Genomic DNA, 23,164 nt, shown 5'->3' with positions numbered 1-23,164 from the left:
AAAATAAATGCAGTAGAACTCAGGAATAAAACACGCTTGATATCTAGTGCAAAAGACTTAGTACAGCATTTTATTAATTTGTAGCAAATTAAATTTGGCAATACTCTGCAATGTCAATGCGTCCTCTTGCAATGCCAATGCGTCCTCTTGCAATGCCAATGCGTCCTCTTGCAATGCCAATGCATCCCCTTGCAATGCTAATACATCCCCTTGCAATGCCAATGCGTCCTCTTGCAATGCCAATGCATCCCCTTGCAATGCCAATGCGTCCCCTTGCAATGCCAATACATCCCCTTGCATTAAAAACACTATGTTTTTACGCAATGTACTTAGTTTATATACCTCACTAACTAAAATCTGCTGTATATGCAATCAATACTTGAAGTTAGAAGTTTAACCTGTGGTTATCAAACCCAGCCAGTGTTTAGGGATGTTAATTTGACGCTTTATCCTGGTCAACTTACTGGTTTGGTAGGGCCTTCTGGGAGTGGTAAAAGCACTTTAATCAGAGCGATTTTAGGACTAGTTCATCCTTGGGCTGGAGAGATTTGGTTTCGAGGAAAGCGCTTAAAGCCAGGAGTACCACCAAAGGCAGTGGGCTATGTGCCGCAGGTGGAAACGGTGGATTGGACTTTTCCAGTTACGGCTCTGGAAGTGGTGATGATGGGGCGTTACCAAAAGCAGAAGGTGTTGCCTTGGTCTTCGCGGCGCGATCGCCAAATTGCCAGCGAACTTTTGGAGCGCGTTGGGGTTGCCCATGTTGCCCATCAACCTATCGGTAATTTATCTGGTGGACAACAGCAAAGGGTTTTCATTGCCCGTGCTTTAGTAGGAGAACCAGAAATAGTTCTTCTAGATGAACCCACCAGCAGTTCCGACTTGCACGTTCAACACGAACTATTGCACCTATTGGCTGATTTGAATCAGCAAGGCTTGACGATTATTCTTTCCACCCATGACCTCAATTCGGTAGCGACTCATCTACCTTGGGTGGTATGTTTCAACCACGGTTTAATTTGTCAAGGTCAACCTATTGATGTCTTCAGTCCCACAAATCTTGAGCAGACTTTTGGTGGAGAAATGGTAGTTTTCCACCAACAAGACCGAATCTTGATCGCTAGCGGTGGTACTTCCCTACGTCATCAAATGCAACACAACTTGCCGGAAGTATTGCGTGCAAGATAATTGTCACTGAGCTGTATCAGCTTGCTTTTACAAAGAAAGGCAGGAGGCGGGAGGAAAGAAGTATTTAGGACTTACGCATTGACAAAAGCACAAATTTATGATTTTAAATATGTCTGTTGTTCTCTGGACGCAGGTATTGAACCATTAGAACGACCACCATGCCCTCTGTTACTGAATGTGACTGGGAAGGCATTTTAAATGATTATTAGCTTATCAGGAGAAATTATGGCAGGTCAATTAGAAGGCAAAGTTGCAATTATTACAGGTGGAAGTTCTGGAATCGGTCGGGCGACGGCGATCGCCTTTGGTAAAGCAGGCGCAAAAGTTGTCGTTGCGGCTCGTCGTGACTTTGAAGGCGAAGAAACTGTGAGTCAGATTAAACAAGCTGGAAGTGAAGCTATGTTTGTCAAAACAGATGTCGTCCAAGAATCAGACGTAGAAGCACTTGTCAGCAAGACGGTAGAAACTTACAGTCGCTTAGATTATGCATTTAACAATGCTGGAATTGACGGTGGAAACGCTCCTCTCCACGAACAATCAATTGAACAGTTCGATCAACTTATGTCAATCAATGTAAGAGGATTATTCCTCTGCATGAAGTATGAAATTATCCAAATGCTCCGTCAAGGTGAGGGCGTAATTGTTAACAACTCCTCAATGGGTGGACTAATCGCCTTCCCGAATATTGGACCTTACCATGCAAGCAAACACGCTGTTATGGGGCTAACAAAGTCAGCAGCCCTTGATTATGCCCAATCAGGTATCCGTATTAATGCTGTTAACCCAGGCATCATCGATACAGATTTGATAAGCCGTATAACAGAGAAAATGGGTGATCCGAAAACCGCAAGTCAACAATTGACAACAATGATTCCAATGGGACGAATGGGGAAAGCTGAAGAAATTGCTTCAACTGTTCTTTTCTTATGTTCAGAAGCAGCTTCGTACATAACTGGTCAGTCTTTGGTTATAGATGGCGGTTATGTAGCTACCTGATGCTTTGTAAAGACTTAGTAAAAATTATTATGGGTAATGAAAAATGCGTAGGCATAGCTCGTTGTAGACATCGCTTGCACTACTGATGAGCTTTTGCTTCAGCATGATTTTCTTCTTATCAGCGATCGCCTCCGTGGAGCATCTGGCGTCGTCCTTGCTTCGATCCCACGCAGTTGCGCGTGGTACTTCCTGCCTTCTGTCTTTTGTCTTTATTGATAAAAATATGGATTTTTTTCTAACGCCTTTTCGCTACGAATTTTTTAGCCGTGCCATTTTAGTAGGCATGATGGCGGGGCTATTATGCGGCATTATGGGAGTTTATATTACAACTCGCAGAATGAGTTACATTGCCCACGGTTTATCTCATGCGATTTTGGGAGGAGCTGTGCTGAGTTATGTACTGGGCTTGAATTTCTACATTGGCTCTGGGATTTGGGGTTTTGCAGCTGCCTTGCTGATTCAATATTTGACAGGACGCAAAGTCTACTCGGATGCAGCTATTGGAATTGTGACAACTGCTAGCTTTGCTTTAGGAGTAGCTGTGATCAGTAGTTATCGCAAGTTTAGCCAAAACTTTGAAGCCGCTTTGTTTGGCAATGTGTTGGGCGTTTCCCCTAATGATTTATGGGTGGTGACTGGTGTGACGATTGTCTTACTTAGTCTTGTTTTCTTGTTTTATCGCCCGTTGCTATTTTGGTGTTTTGACCGAGAAGTGGCTCAGGTTCATGGCGTACCCGTTTTTGCAATGGATACTTTATTTGCTTTGATGTTGGCGACTTTACTGGTGGCGACACTGAATGTGTTGGGGGTGACTCTGATTATTTCAGCGGTGGTGATTCCGGCATCAATTGCCCGATTAATTAGCGATCGCTTTGGTTATCTGATGATTATTTCCGGAATTTTAGGAGCTGCAATTTCGTTTGTAGGTATCTACCTTAGCTACTATCTCGACATTGCCTCTGGAGCTAGTGTAGTGCTACTTTCAACCGCCATATTTGCCTGTGTATTGCTCACCAGGAACCTGCAAGGACGATATAAACGCCGTCTCCCTCCTCTCTCTACAAAACACCTCCCTTAGTGCAGTTTTGCGTAAAAGCGTAGCTTTTTTAATGCAGGGCGACACATTAACAATACGACCGACGCATTAAGATTGTATCGGGATGCATTGGCATTGTATCAAGACGCATTGGCATTGTATCGAGATGCATTGGCATTGTATCAAGGTGCATTAAGATTGTATCGAGATGCATTGGCATTGCAAGGTATTGCCAAATTTAATTCGATACAAATTAATGAAATGCTGTATTTAGCAAGAGTTAGTCTAAATTTAATGCCGAATTTTTATTTACATTATTTGGCACATAAACCTCTCTGATGGGAAAGGGAATTTGAATTCCTGCTTGCTGGTAGCGTTTGTGTAATTTTTTGACAAATAGATGTTTACCAATACGCTGGTCAAAGTATTCACTTACGCGCATATATAACGTAAAATCTATACTAAAATCATTAAAAGTATGAAATCTGATATATGGTTCATTTTGTTTTAATTCAGGTGCAATTTCTTGCATGACTTCTTTAGCAACTTCTACAGTTACTCTTTCAACTTCTTCCAAATCGCTATCATAACTGACACCCACATTCATTGTTAAAGTAATTTCTTTCGCGGGTAAATGATAGTTTGTGAAAATCGCACTGGACAATTTAGAATTGGGAACAATGACAACATTATTCGAGATTTCTTTAATTGTTGTATTCCGCCAAGAAATATCTATAACATATCCTTCATGTCCAGCATCTAATTTCACATAATCTCCGGTTCTCACTTGCTTAGAAATAATTAAATAAAAACCAGAAAATAAATTTGCAAGTGTGTCTTGAAGTGCCAAACCAACTGCTATACCACCAATACCTAAAGTTGTGATTATCGGTGTAATTTGAACACCCACTGTTTGCAATATAATTAATGTTCCCAAAACGAAAATAGTAGCCTTAGCAAGGTTAGAAATTAGTGATGTGGGAACGCCTTCGGCTCTGCGAATATATAAATTAACAAAACCACCAGTCAATCTGGCTAAGACTAGGGTTACGGAAAACAGCAATGCGATCGTCAGAATTTTTTGCAGTACGATCGCAACATCTGGCTTAATAGGAGAACTCAGAACTGCCCAAAAAAAACCAGCGATGACAAACCAAATAAAAGTCATCCGGTGCAAAGAGCGAAATATAATTTTACTCCCAACAATTCGTTTATTAGTAACGAATGTTTCTAGTTTTTTGAAGATAACTTTTTCACCAATTATTCCAGCTACGAAGCCAGCTAGAATAAACCATATCGGCGTAATCCATTCCACCATATCAATTTTAAATTTGGAGTTTTAGATTTAGAATAACAGTATTTTTGGTGCGATTATAGCTAAATTTTACCTTGTGATTTGCCGGATTACCTGCTTGAGATTTTCTGGAATATGGACTTGCCAATTATTTACCACCCAGATTACGTTGCCCCATTGCCTGAAGGACATCGCTTCCCGATGTCTAAATTTCAACAACTCTACAAATTGCTGTTAGCAGATGGTGTAGCTAATCAAGAACAATTTCACACCCCCGAACGTCCGCCCTTAGAATTGATAGAGTTAGTCCACACTCCAAACTACGTTCAAGCTTACTGCGAAGGAACCCTAGATGCCAAAGCACAGCGTCGCATTGGTTTGCCTTGGAGTCCAGCATTAGCAAATCGTACCTGTGTAGCTGTAGGTGGTACAATACTCACTGCAAAATTAGCACTAAGTCAGGGTTTAGCTTGTAATACGGCCGGTGGAACTCATCATGCCTTTCCTAGTTATGGATCTGGTTTTTGTATTTTCAACGATATAGCGATCGCCTGTCGCGTTTTACAAAAATTCGGACTTGTTCAAAAAATCTTGATTGTCGATTTGGATGTCCACCAAGGAGACGGTACAGCTTTTATTTTCCAAGATGACGACAGCGTTTTTACTTTCTCTATGCACTGCGAAGTCAATTTCCCTGGTACTAAACAAAACAGCGATTTGGATGTTCCTTTGCCGGTGGGAATGGAGGATGACGCTTATTTGCAAACCTTGGCAAATTATCTACCAGATTTATTGTTTAAAGTCAAGCCAGACTTAATATTTTATGATGCTGGTGTTGACCCTCATATAGGCGATCGCTTAGGCAAATTAGCCCTTACAGATGCTGGCATTTTTCGCCGGGAAATGCAGGTTTTGAGTACCTGTATGAGTAGCGGTTATCCCGTCGCCTGCGTCATTGGCGGTGGTTATGCTGATGATATGAAATCTCTTGTTTGGCGACACTCCCTGCTACATCGCGCCGCCGGTGAAGTTTATCATCAGTACAAACTATAGTCATTGAGTGGGCAATACTACCCAAAATCGTAGAGTTTTAAACACTATTTTGTTGGTAAAGGCAGTACTGGATGAACAACGGCAAACTCAGAATTTACGAACTAGCAAAAGAATTGAATTTGGATAGCAAAAAGCTATTAACAATTTGCGACAAACTCAACATTGCAGTCAAAGGCCATACCAGCACCATCTCAGAATCAGATGCAGAACGCATTCGTGTAGCAGTAAATAAACTAACAGCAAAATCCTCGAAAACTAAAACAAACTCTGAAGATTGGGGCTATATGTTTATAGCTTCAGCAATTGATAGTTTTATCCGCCATCTTGAAGGTGAAACCGCTCTTAAATCATATCCTGAATTTAGAGAGCGGCGCGATCGCGCTAATCAGTTAATGTGGGAATGTGTCGGTAAAAAGTCCTCTCTATTTTATCTGCGTCGCAAAGGAGCAGGGAAAGAAGCAAGAGAAGAAATTTGGGATTTAACAATAGCAACAGACTGTAATGATTTTCCATTACCTGCAAGACTTGAGAAGCTGAGAAAAACATTAGGATTTAGAGCGGCTGTATCAAAAGATGGACGCGACGGTATAAAAATACTATCGGCTCAGTTGTTAGAACACTCACGGGGACAGGCTGATAGCTATGCTGTACCTTGTTGCTTACGTTTGCTAGCTAATCATCAGCATCATCTCGACATTCCACCCGCAACATTGAAACGCATAGCAGCCGCGCCAGTTTGTGGCGAAAATGTGCCTACTGAAGATCAGCTTAAAGCTTGGAAAGCATTTTTGCAGATTGAGGAAAAAATTGCGAAAGCACGTCAATTTTGCGTGCGTTATGTAAGTCACAACTATAATTTCAAAAGACGAATCAGTTTTGAAATTGATGTAGCCTCAGCTACCCTTGACGGTTTTTATCAAAATTCCCTCGATGTAGAAAACTTCTGGGAACGAGCAATACGTACAAAAAACGAAGATTTAAAGCTTTTTGAAACTGCTCCTGTCGGTAAAAATTGGATTAGCGGTCGTCAATTAGGGACTGTTGAAGAAGTTGACCCCAACCGTTGTCTTATCAGCCTCAGATTAGACCGGGACTTAGCTGAATTCATGGCAGCAGAGCGTTATAAGTTGCCAGATACAGGATTTTTGTGTTTTGAAGCAGTTGGTGATATTCAGCAGATTCAACGCAAGAAAAAGGCTTTAGATGATTTGAATAACGGTTATACTCAAAATCCCTATTTGGGTAATTTTTTATTCGATGCTTCTCAGGCTAGACCTATTCAAAAAACTGTTGAACTTCAACCACAAGATTTATTATTATCTTCTGCTAATCCTGGTCAGAAAGCAGCAGTAGAAAAGGTACTTGCCGCTAAGGATCTTGTTCTTATCCAAGGGCCACCCGGTACTGGTAAAACTACCGTAATTGCGGAGATTTGCTATCAAATTGCGCTTCGCGGTGGACGCACCTTAATCGCATCTCAAGCCAATTTAGCAGTAGATAACGCCCTGAGTCGATTAGTTCACAACCCAGTGATTCGGGCTGTACGCAAGGGGAAAGCTGAAAAAGTTGGGGAAGAAGGACAGCCATTTTTAGAAGACCAAGTGATTGGCAGATGGCTAGAAAATACTGCAACTGACTGCGAAAATAATCTGACTCAACGGCTGGAAAATATTGAAATTTTCACTCAATTACTAGCATCATCACAAAGATTTACAGCCTACTTTCAAGCAGAAGAAGAATTTAATCAGCAACAAATTAAATTCAATAAGAATAAGTTAAAACTAGAGGCAAACTTTAAAACCCAAGAAAAATATTACAACGCAACTGTAGAAAAATATAACGAAGTTGAATCACTAATTGCAAAATTAGAGAATATATTAAACGCTGCACCAATTATCAACTGGGAAGCTTCAGAAGTTACAGATTTTTTACCACTTCTTAAGCCCTACACAGAAGGTAACAGTATAGTAGAAGAATTTTTAGCAAATGTTCGTCAAACCATCAAATATACTGATGAACTTGGCTTTGTGCGTCCGGCGCTTGGTGCTTTTGGTTTAGCGGCTTGGTTGCATGAAACTGTAGCAATAGAAATTTCTGGATTTAAAACTGCTTTGGCTTATGCTCAACAGACAAGTAAAGCCATCTTAGAAGTTGCAGCATCAGTGGAGGTTGTCAAACAAAATTTCGCCTCGTTAAATCAGTTACAACCAGATTATCAGCAATACCTTACTAAACTGCAAAACCTACAGCAAACAATCCAGATATGGCAAAACCGCAAACGGGAAATAGATTACATTATCTCAGCAGTTAAAGAATGGAAATCTACAGCACCTTCTCATCTTTATCAAACTTTAAAAGAATGTTATCAATCAGGTTTACTATTGACAGAAAATTTAGTTGACTTGCCGTTAGGCTTATTGATGTTTGCTAATACATTAAAACTACCAATAGTACCAACAGGTTACAAAATTAACCTACCTGAATGGGAAGTATTAGCAAAGGCGATCGCTTATGAAATAGACGGAAGTTTTACTGACAGGCGGGGTAAACAGCATAATTTTAGCTATTTTTTACAACAAAATTTTAGTCAGATTCCGATGGTGCTATCAAAGAGCGATCGCACTCAATGGCAAGAAACCTATCAACAGTTTAACAATTATCAGCTACTCAACCCAAAACAGCGAAAATTACTAGTTGAAAATACTCAAGTTTTTTTAATGAAAATGCAACGGACTTATAGTGCATCATGGGAATGGAATAACATTGACTCTACTCTCACCTGCATTACACAAGAATTGCTAGATACTATCCTTGCAAATGCGCGTCAATGTGTTTTAAAAGTCAAAACAGAAACAGATCGACAACTTCAGTCGCTGCAACGACAACTAAGTGAGCTCCAGAAAAACGAAGTTAGCCAACAACAAATATCTATTACTCAAGCTGAGGTAGAAAAAGCACAGCAGGATGCTAACTACCAACTTGGACAGGTGATTAATATCTTGCAAGAACTTAATCAACAAACAAATATACCTGCTCAATTACGTATTCTAGTTGAAAAATATCTGGCAATACAATCAAATATTTGGGAGCAACCCCAAGAGTTTACAAATCAAGTGAATTATTGGGAAATTTGTATTATTCAGCTTGAAACCTTAATTTCATTATTAGAACCTTTTGCTGTGTTAGATACAATTAAACATTCTCTAAATGAGCATTTATTAAAGCTAAAAGAAGAAACACAAACTTCTCTACAGCAAGTTCAAAAATTACAAATAAATTTACGCGAACTAGAACAAAAATCACAACCGCAGCCATCAAAAAACTTAATAGAAGAACGAAACTGGTGGTTGAGAGAATGGCGAACTATACCTGATAAATTTAAACCAGAAAATTATCAAACTAACTTGTTTAGTATAGAAATTTTACATAAAATCAATACTCAGTTTGAATTTTGGCAGCAACAATTTCAAAAAGATGAAATTTATCTGAATAAATATCAGAATTTTGTACAAGATTGGATAGGTAAATTAAGAGAGCCAACGGAAGGTAATCGCGACGATTTAAGGCGTATTTATTTAGATAATGCTAATGTCGTTGGTATTACCTGTGTTCAAGCTGCAAATCGAGGTTTTTCTGAAGAATTCAAATCTTTTGATGTCGTGATTATTGATGAAGTTAGTAAGTGTACTCCACCAGAGTTACTAATCCCAGCTTTGAAAGCCAAAAAGTTAGTCATGGTAGGCGATCATCGGCAATTACCACCCATGCTTGATACTAGCACTTTAGAAGAAGCTGCTCAAACAATAGGCAATACAAGAGACGAACTACAATTTTTAGAAGAATCATTATTTAAAAGTCAGTTTGAATCTGCTGATGAAAGCATCAAACAAATGCTAACTACACAGTATCGAATGCACCCATTTATTATGGGAGCAATCAATCAATTTTATGACGGTAAACTAGAATCTGGTATCTTAGAGCCAGACACAAAACGCGCACATCATTTAGCAGACGAAATTATCCAAGAATCTCAGCATCTTATCTGGGTAAAAACGCCTATAGAAAATCAGTTTGTAGAGCAACGAAACGGAACTTCTTACTTTAATATTCCAGAAATTGATATGATTGAACGTCTGTGTCATCAGTTTGAGAATACTTGGGCTGATAAAGTTGCTAATGGTGAGCCAAAAAAAGAAATTGCCGTAATTACATTTTATGGCGCTCAATTAAAAAAAATTGATGAACGTCTGCAATCTGAACTTTTTCCTTCATTAGAAATTCGTACTGGGACAGTAGACAGATTTCAAGGTATGGAAAGACCTGTTGTAATTGTAAGTATGGTTCGCAACAATAGCAAAGGAGATGTCGGATTTGCTAAGAAACCAGAACGGGTAAATGTTGCTTTTTCTCGTGCTCAAGAACTGCTAATAATTGTGGGTTGTCATAATTTATTTACCCATCAATCAGGTAAAGTTGGAAGTATGTATTCTGAAGTATCAAATATTGTCGATACACATAAAGGTTTCGTTGATATTTCTCGCCTCTTCAGTTAAACCTAGGACTTACGCAAAAATTGCTAAAAAGCTTAATTTATCGAACCGCCAAGACGAGGCAGTGCGTTGGGTGGCTCTGCCGACTTGTAGACACCTGGAGGGTGGCTTCCCGAAGGGTAGCAACTGCCGTACCAAGAGCGCTGAGAATTCGTAGAGTGTGCGTAAGTTTTAAAACCTATTGATGACAATCTCAACAGATTGAGTTTATCTACTGGACAAATTAGTCTGTGTAGGTAGAGCTTATCCAGTCACCTGTATCATCGTTAGCAGTTACACTGATGAAATGCAGTCTTTCTTTTGGCGTTACTCGTTCCGAAGATTAAACCGATAAATAATGTTTTCTTTCCCTTCAACCGAGAATTATTAAGATACCAGACATTTCTGGAAAAGAGATTGTGGCATGTGTAGTAAGAAAGCAAATATCACTTGATGCTCAATGTAGCTCAAGGGGGTCTAATGATTGATCGCTTTGTAAATCTAATTTTTATCGATTCTTTCGCCCTAGCAATTAACCTGACGTTTGGTACATTACTTCGTACTAAAATCTGCAATTATTCATGGGATGGAATTGTAAGTGATCAGCTTTCAACACCAGAAAGTAGCACTAGTTCTTCTGAATCGCCACCATCATTGGAGAAGGAAGATACAATCACTCCTATTTCATAAAACCTGCCTGCTATTGTGATCAAATTACTTGACGTTTTGCGTGATTTGTAACTATTTGATTTGTAAAAATTGAAAGGCTCAGATTCCCGACTCCTTAGAAAAGTCGGGAATTTTATTGTTGGTGGACAATAGTAATCCAAATAAGCAAAGCAGCAGAACTTGAAGATGTTGTTCCTTCCCAGCATTTGGGAATACTAGACTTGGAAAACTTTGTTGGCAAAGGCAAGCGGTGCATGAACAACGCCCAAGTCAGAATCTATCACCTATCAAAAGAATTGAATTTGGATAACAAAGAGTTACTAGTAATTTGCGACCAACTCAACATTGCAGTCAAAAGCTATAGCAGCGAGATTTCAGAGTCTGAGGCAAAACGAATCCGTTGGGCTGCTGAAGAACTTGCATCTAAAAATGGGGCGCCCAAAAATGAATTAGGTATAACAAGTCGTCAACCAAAGTCACCAGAAATTATATCTTCAAATCCACTTACTCCACTCCACAAAGAACAGATTCTGGAAATTCCTAGACCCAAAATCTTAACAAATCGTGCCTCTAATACCCCAAAGCCAATTCCACCAAAGGTATTGGCACAGAATCTGCTTACAGAAGATAATTTGCGAATTTGGGAAGTATTTTTACAGATTGAGGAAAAAATTGCTAAAACACGCCAATTTTGTGTGCCTTTTTTCAGTCACAATGGCTTCGGCTTCGGAAGACCGATCACTTTTGTGATTGACGTAACCTCAGCTACTCTTGACGGTTCTGATCAAAATTCCTTGGCTGTGGAAAACTTCTGGGAACGAGTAAAACGAGCAAAAAACGAACAGATTAAGCTGTTTGAGATTACTCCCATAGGAATAAACTGGCGCAACAGTCGCCAATTAGGAATTATCAAAGAAATTATCCCAAATAGTTGTACCATTAGCGTGAGACTAGAACGCGATTTAGCTGACTACATGGCAGCAGGGCATTATCAGCTACCAGCTACCGGATTTTTATTTTTCGAGGCAGTTGGTGACATCCAACAGATTAAACGCAAAAAAGCAGCCTTGAGACAATTAAAACAGGAAGATACCCAAAATCCCAATTTGGGAAAGTTTTTATTCGACGCTTCCCAAGCAAGACCTATACAAAAAACCATCGAATTGCAACCAGAGGATTTGTTGTTATCCTCAGCTAATCCTAGTCAGAAAGCAGCAGTAGAAATGGTTCTTGCAGCTGAGGATTTAGTTCTAATTCAAGGGCCACCAGGTACTGGTAAAACTACCGTAATTGCCGAAATTTGCTATCAAGTTGCTCTACGGGGTGGACGTACTCTAATAACTTCTCAAGCCAATTTAGCAGTAGATAATGTCCTGAGTCGATTAGTTCATAACCCTGTAATCCGGGCTGTGCGAAAGGGAAACGCCGAAAAAGTTGGAGAACAAGGACAGCCATTTCTAGAAGATCAAGTGATTGGTACATGGTTAGAAAATACTGCTACTGACTGCGAAAAAAATCTTGCTCAACGCCTCGATAATGTAAGAGTTTTACGTCAATTATTGGCAGTATCACAACGATTCACAGCATACTTGAAAGTAGAAGAAGTATTTAAGGGAGAGCAGAATTTATTACAGACACGTAAAGCAAATTTAGAGTCAGCTTGTACGACCCAAAGAAATGAATACAATCAAGCTGCATCCCAACTGACCGAGGTCGAATCTCTGAAAACTGCTTTGGAGGAGTTGTTGAATCAAGCACCTTTAGTAGACTGGCAAGATCCAACACTTCTTAATTTATGGACGGGTCTGAATAAATACACATCTACAGATGTTTCCTTGCGAAACTTTGCTGCAAATCTTCGGTTAGCAATTAATTTGGCTTCTGAACTTGGTATGGTTCAACCAAATCATAGCTTATTTGGTTTAGCTGGTTGGTTGCAGAACACTGTAACTTCTTGGATTGCTGAAGTTCGCACAGCATTAGCCTACGCCAGTGATATAGCTATGGCAATGACCGAAGCGGAGTTAACTGCACAAACTTACACACAAAATTCAGAATCTCTTGCTCCCCTAAAGTCAAATCACCAACAATTGCTTGTAAACCAGCAAAGTTTAGAGCAAAGAATTAGGAATTTACATAACCGTGAATCTGAGGTCAGTTTAGCAATAAATGACCTTGATATGTGGCTGTCTACAGCTAATTTAAATATTGCAAATGTATTGACACAGTGCTTACAAAATCGTCAAGACTTCACAGTTGACTTAATTTCATTACCTTCGAGATTACAAAGCATGATGATGGAAGCTCAATATCTACCCTGGCAACAAAGTCTTGATCAGTGTCAGTTAAAAGTCAATGAATTAATTCAAAATTATCGCCAATGGGATAGGGTACGCAGTCGGGTTACTGAAATCAGAGATTTACTAGTGCGGGGGCGAAATATACTAGGTAATCGCCCAATCAATGAAGCTGCTATTTCCCAGGTGAGCGTTAGTAACGTGCAAGACCCTGTGGAATCTCTCATAAAGCTGAAGCAACTAGCACAAAATAGCATCGATGACATTGAGAAACCATTAGGGATCTGGGGTCGGATTATTGAATGGGTGCTTGCGGTTGCTGTCAACCAGCCAAGTTTGGATTCCATAGCTCAAAAATTACGTCCGTATAGCCGATGTTATGGTGCGGCGGTAACTCTTGAGGCTATTAGGAGACAAGCCCAGATTATACGTCAAAGAGTTCAACCTGTTGAGAGTGAATCCGCTATCTCCCAAATTACAGTAGAGGTAGCCAACGGCATGGTTAAGAGTGCGCGTACATGGCTAAAGCAACTACAGGCTGAAACAGAAAAAGAGCAAAAACAGCTTAGGGTTGAATTAAATGAACAGATGAGGTTAGCGGCTAATGAGCAGCAAAAAATATCTGCTAATCAAGAGCAGCTAGAAAATTATCGCAGTGAAGCTGACTTCAAATTTAAAAGAGCGATCGCACTCTTACAAGAACTTTTTCCTTTCCCACACTTACCCAAAGAATTAAGACTTGTAGTGCAAGATTACCTCGATAATCCTTCAAATATTCTGACTAAAATACCACAATTTAGAGCAAAAATACAGAATTGGAAAAATCGTACCAAGCAACTTGATAATTTAATTTCCTTAATCGAGCCTTTTGCTACACTTTCCACTAGTAAAGACCTGCTTATAGTTCGCATTAGTAGCTTGCAGAAAACAACTGAAACTTACAAAAGCCAATTTATAGAAACTCAAAATCAAATACAGGAAATTATTGAGCATTTACAGCAACAATTAGAATATATATCAACTGAGCGAACTTGGTGGCGGTTAATATGGGAAGCAATTCCTAATAAACTCAAGCCTAAAGTTAATTCTACAGATTTATTTAATCTGGAATTTTTACGCACTATCAAGGCAAAGCTTGAACATTGGCAACAGCAACTCATAACTGAAGAAAGTTATCTCAATCGATATCACCAATTTGTCCAAGATTGGATAGGTAAATTAAGACAGCCAACAGAAGGTGCTCACAATGATTTAAGGCGCATTTATCTAGACAATGCTAACGTCATCGGCATAACTTGTGTGCAAGCTGCAAATAGAGATTTTTCCGAAGAATTCAAATACTTTGATGTTGTTATTATTGATGAGGTTAGTAAATGTACCCCTCCAGAGTTACTAATCCCTGCCTTGAAAGGCAAAAAGTTAGTCATGGTAGGCGACCATCGACAATTACCACCGATGCTTGATACAAATACTTTAGAGGAAGTTTATCAAGAGATTGGTAGCATAAATACAGAACTACAGTTATTGCAAGAGTCACTTTTTAAAATTCAGTTTGAAACTGCTAATGATCACATCAAAAAAATGTTAAATATTCAATATCGAATGCACCCGATAATTATGGGTGCAATCAATCAGTTTTATGATGGTAAACTAGAATGTGGTATTTTAGAGCCAGATATAAAACGCGCCCATAATTTAGCAGGCGAAATCATCCAAGAATCTCACCATATTATTTGGGTAAGAACACCTATAGAAAAGAAGTTTTTAGAGCGGCAAGAACAAAATAGAACCTCTTACTTTAATACTGAAGAAATTAATGCCATTGAAGTTTTGTGTAAGCAGTTTGAGACTACTTGGGCTTCTAGAGTTGCTAATGGTGAGCCAAAAAAAGAAATCGCCGTTATTACTTTTTATGGCGCTCAACTTAGAAAAATTGATGAACGCCTGCAATCTAAAGATTTCCCATCGCTGCAAATCACCACTGGTACAGTAGACCGATTTCAAGGTATGGAACGACCTGTTGTAATTGTGAGTATGGTTCGTAATAATAGTAGGGGAGATGTGGGATTTGCCAAAAAACCAGAACGAGTTAACGTTGCATTTTCTCGCGCTCAAGAACTATTAGTAATTGTGGGTTGTCATTCGCTATTTACTCAGCAGCGTGGACAAGTCGGGAGTATGTACTCCGAAGTTTCAAATATAGTGCGTTTACAAGGAGGTTTCGTTGATGTTTCTCGCCTTTTCTGCTAAACCAATTGATGAAAACCTCAAAAAATTGGTAGATGAAATAGAAGCCCAAAGCCCTAGTTTATTAGTTTTAGCAGCGCGTCAATTTCGTTATAGCTTGCGTCAAACTCCTGTAGAACTAAATATCAAGGAACCCCGCCAGTTTAATGTACTCGAAGAATTTATTATCCGCGCAGCTCTTGAATTTCAACCTCCGCCGACAGAAGATGAATTAGCCTCTGTACTTGGGCTTGATTCTGTATTTATTAAAACTACTACTACAACTCTTCGTTCCTTACAAACTCTATCACCAACATCGCCACTAACAGTTACTCCTGAAGGTCGCTCATTTTATGAAAAAGGGTCTGTACCACAACCGCCATATCCTATACAAATTTATGCTATTACAGACCCTTTAAGCAACAAGATAACCTTTCAATCTGAATCACTAAACGAGACAGTGATAAATTTGCCTGATTTGGCAGATTTTATAACTATTGATAATACAATTGCTGATATTGCTTCCTTCCCGTTTGAGGAAATCCAAAAAAGTATTCAAGCTTCAGGTTTAGCACTTCATGTACCAGAAGAGGGAAAAATCGTCACTTCCTGTAAGGTACTAGCTTCGACTCAAAAAATCTGTAGAAAGATATCGCTTTTCGTTATATTTGATGCTCTTGAAGAGAAATTGAGTATCCAAATAAGAAATGGAAAGCAAATTTTAGAGTCAGCATCAAATTGGTTAGAACTGCTACATACCGAAGGTAAAATATCTTTGCAAACATTATGCAAATTGTCAACTGAAACCATCAGTTCTCAACGTGAAGCTATTCTCAAGCAGAAAAATACCGAAATAGAAGCTAGAGTCGAAAAGATTTGCCAAAAGGCGCTAGAAGCTGCTACAAAAACCAATAATGAGGTAGGTAACTATAAAGCGTTAGGTGAAGTCATACAGTTACGCGATGGACAAATTAGCCTAGCTTTTTCAGAAGTTTTAAATTCGGCTAAAAGTCAGGTAATAATCTATTCTCCTTGGGTGAATCAATCAGTTGTCAATGAAAAATTTCTAACTTTGTTACAGAAATTAGCTAATCGCGGAGTTTGGATTTTAATTGGATATGGAATTGCACGGCGACAAGAAAATGAAGATAAACCAATTCCACCAGAATTAGAAAAAAAACTTCGAGCGATAAAAACACCTGATGGTTTACCATCTGTACAGGTTTTTTGGTTAGGAGATTCCCATATCAAAGAAGTAATAGTTGATCAAAAAATACATCTTTGCGGATCTCATAACTGGTTATCTTATCGCGGCGATTACCTACCACGAGGTGAGTCCGTTTATAAAGTGACAATTCCCCTTCAAGTCCAGGAAGCTTATGAGTTTCTTGCTAATCGTTTCCAAAATCACGCTCAAAAATTATGGCAAAATGCTCTAGAAAACCGCAATTCTAAACTGGCTGTAGAGTCTTTATGTATGTGGGGGGCGCTAGGTATGGAAGATATTGCACTCAAAGAGATACAGAAAAATAATTGGTTTGAACTTCTGCCTGTATGGTTGAATGTCGCAATACAGGGATTAAAGTCGAAAAACTTATCAGGTGATTCAGCAAGTTTTAAAACTGCACTTTCGTTGCTGAGTCAAGTTTCTATTGAAGAGGCTTTTATTGAATTATTGCAACAGGGATGGCGTAAAGTCATCGGCGCGATCGCAATTAACAATCCCAAAACTGCTTTCAACTTACTTAGTGATGAAGTATGGGCGCAATTTATACGTCTCAAGATTGTTCAAGAGAGTGATTCACCTAATGATTTTATTTTGTACCGTGATTAACCCACATTAAGATATTTTTCATACTTCAAAAGTAATAATTTATCAGAAGACAGCCCAGAAATATGCCGTCTTGATTTCGTAGGAATTGGCAATTAAATGATTCTTAACCTTTGATAGACTTAAAGATAGATCCAGAGATTCGTCTTGTTCGATACAATTTATAGGCAGAGAGAAGCCGAGGAGAACAAGGTGGTCTTATTAAAGGGCTTTGAGATTGAGATGTACACTGGCACGCCTCAAGGTGAAATCGTCGGTCTCTCCGACAAAATTGTTGCGGCTTTGGATGGATTTATGCGGGAGCCAGATAGCCGCAACGTCGAATACATAACCCAACCATCTCACAATTACGAAAATTTATTGTGTGCTTTGCTGCGTCCCCGGCGGCAGTTGCGAAACTACCTCAGTCGTTTGGGCGATTACACCTTAATACCAGGGAGTACTTTATCTTTGGGTGGGGGCGATCGCTTTATACGTTCCGATCCAGCAAACCCCTATCATGATTACATTGAGAACACGTACGGCACGAAAGTAGTTACCGCTAGCGTACACATAAATATAGGCATCAGCGACCCAGAAGTATTAATGCGGGCGTGTCGAGCGATCCGTATGGAAGCGCCCTTATTTCTCGCCCTCAGTGCCTCATCTCCCTTCTTGGATGGCAAAGCTACTGGCTATCACTCCACGCGTTGGGGGGTCTTCCCACAAACGCCTAGCCACGTCCCCTTATTTGCCAGCCACGCCGATCATATCCAGTGGGTGGAAGATCAACTCCTTGCCGGAACCATGCAAAACGTGCGGCATTTGTGGGTATCAGTGCGACCAAATGGCGATCGCCGTCCTTATGACTTGAATCGTCTAGAATTGCGAATTTGCGATTTAGTCACAGATCCTATTGCCTTACTAGCAATTACTGCCTTATTAGAAGCGCGTTTGTTGCAAATAATCGAAAATCCCAGCATCGATCCGTTAACCCAAAGTACTTTCTCTGCTGAAGAACTTGTGACTCTGACTGCTGACAACGAAGCTGCTGCTGCTGCTGGTAGTCTTGATGCTCAGTTGAGGCATTGGCAAGATGGCAGAAGCATTATAGCAAGAGATTGGATTGGCGAAATTTACCAAGATGTTTGGGCGATCGCCAAGCAACAAGGTTTTAGCTGTTTCCTTTCCCCTTTGCACAAAATCCTCCGTGAAGGCAATGAAGCTCAACAGTGGTTGCAATTACACGCAGTCGGTTTTGACAGTCAGCGCGTCATCACTCAGGCTATTATCGCTACCCAAGAACGCGAAATCGAACTTGAAGACAAATTGTGTTCGTCTTTGCTGGGTTAACTCAAAAGGCATTGAGGATTGGGCATTGAGAAAACACTTTGTTTATCCCCTTGTCCCCTCATTCCCTCATTCCTTACTCTCTACTCTCCACTCCCGTCTTCATACAAATGGTAGATTTTCTTCTAGGCACTACCAGCTTTAAAAGACACAAGCACTAACTTTTTATACATAAAATTTAATATTTCCTGATTTTAGCCAAATATCCTCTCAGGCATTGCTCTGGGATGATTTGTACTTCCTTTTAAAAATCTAATCGGTAGAGGATGCTTGATTATTATTAACAAAACCTATGAATAGCCTCTATCTTTTGGTAGATTTAACATTGGCAATAAATTGTTTTATACAATACTTAAAATGTACGGATAATGCCTCAGGTAGTTTTAGTTAACCCGCAGATACCTCCTAATACAGGTAATATTGCCCGTACTTGTGCAGCTACGGGTACAGAGTTACATCTGGTGGGCCCTTTGGGGTTTGAAATTAATGATCGCTACCTCAAAAGAGCTGGCTTAGATTACTGGCCTTATGTAAAACTACACTACCATGAATCCCTTGAAGCCTTTAAGACCTTACATCGGGGGCGTGGCGGCAGATGGTTGGGTTATACGGTTGGCGGAAATTGTAATTATGTAAGCTTTCAGTTTCAACCTGATGATTGGCTACTGTTTGGTAGTGAAACCACGGGCTTACCACCAGCGATTCTGTCAGATTGCGATGCTACCCTCTATATTCCCATGAGCCAATCGGGGGTTCGCAGTTTGAATCTGTCAGTAAGTGTAGCAATTGGCTTATTTGAAACCCGTCGTCAGTTAGGATATTTACAATAGTTGTTTACAATAGTTGTCTACATGAATAGTTATAAGTGTATTTACTTATAACTTTTTTATAAACCTATTAGACAATTCATTTTTGACTGCAAAAATTTTCTAGGAACAGCAAAAATATGTAAAATTATATACAAAAAATTGGATTTATTTGCAAAATGTAGTGGAAGATACTTACAAGGATAGTAAGGTTATTATAAGAAATTTGTATATGAAACTTGGGATATTGCCAAATTTGAATGATAGATTTTGATGAATTTAAAACATTCTAAACTAGGAACGAAATTGCTAAAATCCAGTCATGTCTTATATTTGAGCTATTTTGGCTCAACAAAGGACAGAAATCAGCCCAAAAGTAGCCGATAGTTAATACGGTTGTTTTTTAGGGAATAATCAACGTAAAGTCTCGTGTTGAGGAAGACGGATCGGGTAGAAATATCTTGAAGATATCTACAGCAGGGGGCATAACTTTTCCAGAAGTCGCCGCAATTTAATTCTTAGCAGCGACTTGGACTTGGCAAATATGTTTGTCCAGTCCCCGCAATTGACGCAAGACAAGCGCGGATAATGGTAAAGATGTAAGATCAATCGTCCTAAGTGGTGTTAGGAGTGGTGTTAGGAGTGGTTCGGACAAGTAAACACTGCAAAATTTAAGTTTTGCTAGCAGATGTTGTGAACTTGTCTAAATCAGAGAAGCAGGTTAATCTTGCGTAAGCATCTCTGGTGAATGTGATCTCGATCTATCGTTCGTTGCGATCTAAATCATTGACTAGTATGCAACTGAAAAATCGAGGTAGATTAAGCGCTAGTGATCATTAGGAGGTCGTCTTTGAAACGAGCATTGAAAAAGAGAGTAAAAGCTGTGTTGAACAATAACCCCAGCAGCGATGATGCCCCGGTAGAACTGCTAAATGTGATAAATCCAAAAGTTAACAGCCGGGTGCGGACAAAAGCGGCAATGATTGGCTTGGCAATCTCTATGGGAGCAACCAGCCTTTTGGTGACTCGACAAAGCGATCAAGCCCAAGCAGCGGTGCCAGTAGGCAGCCAAAAGGCGACCTCAACAATTCCTGCTGTTCCTGACACCAAGGTGAAATTCGCCTCCACTAAGCTGGAGTCCCAAGCAGTCTCATCAGTGAGCATGCCGGAAAATCCTGTAATCGTGGAACCAACGGCAGTCTCACAAGTGCCTGGGCTTGAAGCTAAATGGCAAGTCGCGGCAAGTGGAATATCTTTGCAAGGAGCTGCATCAAACACGTTTTCTCAAACAAACGCAGGTTATAAAAATTCCACTTACCTGAAGCCCAAAGTGGTACAGGGATTGAACAATACCTTAGCCGAAACTAGTTTTCCAACAGTCAATAATCTGTCTGACTATAGTGTTGATAGTACAAACGCATCACTAACTGCCCAGCCACAAATAGTGGCAACATCTGGCGCAGCTAACAGTGAAATAAATGCACAACTTAAGGTGCAACAAGAGTTCGCACTAAATCGCTTACAAGAAAAGTCGAACCGTTTAAGAAAGAGTCTGGCGCAGTTACAGTCTGGAGAAACCAAAAATTTATCACAAGCTGATATAGAATTGGCACTGCCGACAACTGTGGTTGAGAAGACTGCATTAGCAGCCCAGTTAGACACTTCTAGCGATGCAAGCCATGCGAACCTGATATCGAGGTTAAAACAGAAGACACAGACGAGTGCATCTGTCCCAGCGACGCCAGTAGTTATTGCCTCCTCGACACATACAGCCTACGAAGTTAAGCCTGGAGATACATTAGCAGCGATCGCCAATAGATACAACACTTCAGTATCAGAACTAGTTAAAGCAAATAACCTCAATAATCCCAATGAGCTGCAAATTAGTCAGAAACTAGTTATTCCTGCTGTTCAAGTTGAGGCAACTGTAGCGAGTCAGCCCACTTATGTAGAGTCTAGCAAAACTCCTCATGTTGCTACCTCCCCTTTGAATATTGGTAGTGCCAACTCATATCTACCTAGTTTACCATTACCAACTATTGCCGACAACAGCAGCGTTGCCGTCCCTACACCGATAACTGTGCAGATTCAGGCAAATAGTGCAACCGACTTAGAAACTGCCCCCTCTGGTGCTAAGTCTTATGGCGTCGGTGGTGACATTGCAGTGCCACAAGCTTTTGCCGAAATGCAACAGCCTAAGACACCAGCAAATAGGGTAGCAAGGGTAAACAATAACAATAATGACCGTTTGCGGGGCTTACAAACGGAAATCCAGAGGTTACAGCAGAAATATCGCGCTCAACAGTCTGGTAGTTTAATTGTGCCAGCAACAGCGATTGAAGCTAATAATGCTGCGATACTCACTCCTATTTCTACTCCCAATAATTTCACCGCACCCAACCCTGCATCTAGACCAAATAGTGTAGCAATACCAATTCCAGTTCCGACACCGATTCGGGCTAACTACAGCGTTCAGCCAATTAAGCCCCAATTCCATACTACTGTACGCCCTACCGAAGCAGTAAACCCAGAATTCTTGCCTAATCTAGGTTCTGCTAGCCAGTGGACTCCCTCTCGCACTCAATCTGCCACAAGGGTGGCAACGCCTCCTGGAAGAGTAAATGCCTCTGACTCTTTAGGAAAGATGCGAGGAACCACAGTTTCTCCACAGGTATTACCGCCTTTGGCAGCAGTGGATCAATATCTTCCCAGACCCATTGACGAACTTACACCTCCTCCATCTTCCTCAACCTTAGCTTACACCTGGCCGGCAAAGGGCACTCTCACTTCTGGCTATGGCTGGCGCTGGGGCAGAATGCACAAAGGAATTGACGTTGCTAACTCCACTGGCACGCCAGTTGTCGCCTCAGCTGAGGGGACGATACAAAAAGCTGGTTGGAACAATGGTGGCTACGGCAACCTCGTCGAAATCCGCCATCCTAATGGCAGCACGACTCGCTATGCTCATAACAGCAAGATTCTGGTGCAACCTGGTCAGGTAGTACATCAGGGAGAAACAATTGCTTTAATGGGTAGTACTGGTCACAGTACTGGACCACACACCCACTTTGAAATCCATCCATCAGGCAAGGGTGCTGTTAACCCAATAGCTATGTTACCGGAACGCCTATAATTATTGGTTGTCTGTAACTAAATTATTGCCTTGTTAATTGAGGGAGTCTACCTCCCTCTTCTACTTTCTATTAGCTTAATAGGGATGAAAGTTCTAACAAAATTGCAAAAGGGGCTAGTCTTGAGCAAATTTCTATGCTATATTGATTAATGATTTTGAAAAACATGGCTCAGTAGCTCAGTTGGTTAGAGCACGGGACTCATAAGCCTGGGGTCGTTGGTTCAACTCCGACCTGAGCCATTTTAAAAGTATGATAAGATAAAGGTTTCAGCTTCTAGTCATCAATAGTACTAGGGAGCTGAATTTCTATAGAAGGCTCTTTTGACTATTGTACATTCACAAATTAATGTCGCTTTTTCACTAATTGGTGTCGAAATTCAAGCTGTTACAAAGAACATGAACTGCAGCGCTATTACTTATTTGATTATCAAGGTTGAGTATATTTGCTCAATCTGAAGATTAAGATTTATTTTGACGAAAATGGTAAACAGCGATTGGCCATCTCCCAAGCACACAAGTGGGTTAACCAGACGCTGGCTATTGACATAATCAATTAATGATTGGTTAGGGACTTGCAAAGAAATAAAATACCAGTCATTCTAGAAAATTAGGAAGCGGATCTGTCCGTGCCTGCTCTAAATCTCTAGAATTGGAATCGCTCAATTCATGCTCGTAATGAATACTTATCCCTCTTTTGTTACCTTCGGGGAAGAAAAATAGGAGAAGATTAGCTAGCTATAGAGAAATGAATCGGAGAAGCTGGAAAACCATTCATCAATT

General features: G+C 40.2%; 13 protein-coding genes and 1 tRNA gene. 12 read left to right on the top strand and 2 right to left on the bottom strand.

The window, feature by feature from the left end:
* Window positions 1–57: 57 nt before the first annotated feature.
* A complete protein-coding gene (locus tag V7K89_RS34050) occupies window positions 58–300 on the bottom strand; it encodes a hypothetical protein (RefSeq protein ID WP_335195292.1) in 243 nt (80 codons plus the stop codon).
* Between the two features lie 66 nt (window positions 301–366).
* Here V7K89_RS34050 and V7K89_RS34045 point away from each other — a divergent pair, with 66 nt between their 5' ends.
* From V7K89_RS34045 to V7K89_RS34035, 3 genes are all read left to right on the top strand, one after another.
* Window positions 367–1,185, top strand: coding sequence for a metal ABC transporter ATP-binding protein (locus V7K89_RS34045; protein ID WP_335195291.1), 819 nt, complete (start codon window positions 367–369; stop codon window positions 1,183–1,185).
* 198 nt (window positions 1,186–1,383) lie between these two features.
* Entirely contained in the window at window positions 1,384–2,181 is a 798-nt protein-coding gene (locus tag V7K89_RS34040) for an SDR family oxidoreductase (RefSeq protein WP_335195290.1), read from the top strand.
* Between the two features lie 223 nt (window positions 2,182–2,404).
* A complete protein-coding gene (locus V7K89_RS34035; RefSeq protein WP_335195289.1) occupies window positions 2,405–3,259 on the top strand; it encodes a metal ABC transporter permease in 855 nt (284 codons plus the stop codon).
* Between the two features lie 238 nt (window positions 3,260–3,497).
* Here V7K89_RS34035 and V7K89_RS34030 read toward each other — a convergent pair whose 3' ends face one another.
* Window positions 3,498–4,535 (bottom strand): mechanosensitive ion channel family protein, encoded by a 1,038-nt coding sequence (locus V7K89_RS34030; protein ID WP_335195287.1) that lies wholly within the window; start codon window positions 4,533–4,535, stop codon window positions 3,498–3,500.
* Window positions 4,536–4,646: 111 nt separating this feature from the next.
* Between V7K89_RS34030 and V7K89_RS34025 the strand changes: the two genes are divergently transcribed.
* The 9 genes from V7K89_RS34025 to V7K89_RS33980 all read left to right on the top strand — a co-directional run bounded on the left by V7K89_RS34025 (window position 4,647) and on the right by V7K89_RS33980 (window position 22,624).
* A complete protein-coding gene (locus tag V7K89_RS34025; RefSeq protein ID WP_335195285.1) occupies window positions 4,647–5,564 on the top strand; it encodes a histone deacetylase family protein in 918 nt (305 codons plus the stop codon).
* Between the two features lie 71 nt (window positions 5,565–5,635).
* Window positions 5,636–10,117 (top strand): translation initiation factor IF-2 N-terminal domain-containing protein, encoded by a 4,482-nt coding sequence (locus V7K89_RS34020; RefSeq protein ID WP_335195283.1) that lies wholly within the window; start codon window positions 5,636–5,638, stop codon window positions 10,115–10,117.
* 429 nt (window positions 10,118–10,546) lie between these two features.
* Window positions 10,547–10,783: a hypothetical protein gene (locus tag V7K89_RS34015; RefSeq protein WP_335195281.1), complete on the top strand. Its 237-nt coding sequence runs from the start codon at window positions 10,547–10,549 to the stop codon at window positions 10,781–10,783.
* Window positions 10,784–11,016: 233 nt separating this feature from the next.
* The gene (locus V7K89_RS34005) at window positions 11,017–15,309 is read left to right on the top strand and encodes a translation initiation factor IF-2 N-terminal domain-containing protein (protein ID WP_442941837.1); all 4,293 of its coding nucleotides are present in this window, start codon (window positions 11,017–11,019) and stop codon (window positions 15,307–15,309) included.
* The gene (locus V7K89_RS34000; protein ID WP_335195279.1) at window positions 15,287–17,119 is read left to right on the top strand and encodes a hypothetical protein; all 1,833 of its coding nucleotides are present in this window, start codon (window positions 15,287–15,289) and stop codon (window positions 17,117–17,119) included. The genes V7K89_RS34005 and V7K89_RS34000 overlap by 23 nt, the downstream gene beginning before the upstream one ends.
* A 189-nt stretch (window positions 17,120–17,308) precedes the next feature.
* Window positions 17,309–18,448, top strand: coding sequence for a glutamate--cysteine ligase (gshA, locus tag V7K89_RS33995; protein WP_335195277.1), 1,140 nt, complete (start codon window positions 17,309–17,311; stop codon window positions 18,446–18,448).
* 365 nt (window positions 18,449–18,813) lie between these two features.
* Window positions 18,814–19,275: a tRNA (cytidine(34)-2'-O)-methyltransferase gene (locus tag V7K89_RS33990; RefSeq protein WP_335195275.1), complete on the top strand. Its 462-nt coding sequence runs from the start codon at window positions 18,814–18,816 to the stop codon at window positions 19,273–19,275.
* 859 nt (window positions 19,276–20,134) lie between these two features.
* Window positions 20,135–22,384, top strand: a complete 2,250-nt coding sequence (locus V7K89_RS33985; RefSeq protein WP_335195273.1) for a peptidoglycan DD-metalloendopeptidase family protein — start codon at window positions 20,135–20,137, stop codon at window positions 22,382–22,384.
* Window positions 22,385–22,550: 166 nt separating this feature from the next.
* Window positions 22,551–22,624 (top strand) — tRNA-Met (locus tag V7K89_RS33980).
* The last annotated feature ends 540 nt before the right edge of the window (window positions 22,625–23,164 follow it).

The organism is Nostoc sp., assembly GCF_036917515.1.
GTDB lineage: Bacteria > Cyanobacteriota > Cyanobacteriia > Cyanobacteriales > Nostocaceae > Nostoc.
The sequence above is the reverse complement of the archived record's forward strand: the minus strand, read 5'-3'. Positions and strand labels throughout refer to the sequence as shown.

Bases quoted from the DNA above. Each gene is read 5' to 3' on its own strand.
- V7K89_RS34050 (WP_335195292.1), bottom strand. From the start codon at position 300: ATGCAAGGGGATGTATTGGCATTGCAAGGGGACGCATTGGCATTGCAA.
- V7K89_RS34045 (WP_335195291.1), top strand. From the start codon at position 367: ATGCAATCAATACTTGAAGTTAGAAGTTTAACCTGTGGTTATCAAACC.
- V7K89_RS34040 (WP_335195290.1), top strand. From the start codon at position 1,384: ATGATTATTAGCTTATCAGGAGAAATTATGGCAGGTCAATTAGAAGGC.
- V7K89_RS34035 (WP_335195289.1), top strand. From the start codon at position 2,405: ATGGATTTTTTTCTAACGCCTTTTCGCTACGAATTTTTTAGCCGTGCC.
- V7K89_RS34030 (WP_335195287.1), bottom strand. From the start codon at position 4,535: ATGGTGGAATGGATTACGCCGATATGGTTTATTCTAGCTGGCTTCGTA.
- V7K89_RS34025 (WP_335195285.1), top strand. From the start codon at position 4,647: ATGGACTTGCCAATTATTTACCACCCAGATTACGTTGCCCCATTGCCT.
- V7K89_RS34020 (WP_335195283.1), top strand. From the start codon at position 5,636: ATGAACAACGGCAAACTCAGAATTTACGAACTAGCAAAAGAATTGAAT.
- V7K89_RS34015 (WP_335195281.1), top strand. From the start codon at position 10,547: ATGCTCAATGTAGCTCAAGGGGGTCTAATGATTGATCGCTTTGTAAAT.
- V7K89_RS34005 (WP_442941837.1), top strand. From the start codon at position 11,017: ATGAACAACGCCCAAGTCAGAATCTATCACCTATCAAAAGAATTGAAT.
- V7K89_RS34000 (WP_335195279.1), top strand. From the start codon at position 15,287: ATGTTTCTCGCCTTTTCTGCTAAACCAATTGATGAAAACCTCAAAAAA.
- V7K89_RS33990 (WP_335195275.1), top strand. From the start codon at position 18,814: ATGCCTCAGGTAGTTTTAGTTAACCCGCAGATACCTCCTAATACAGGT.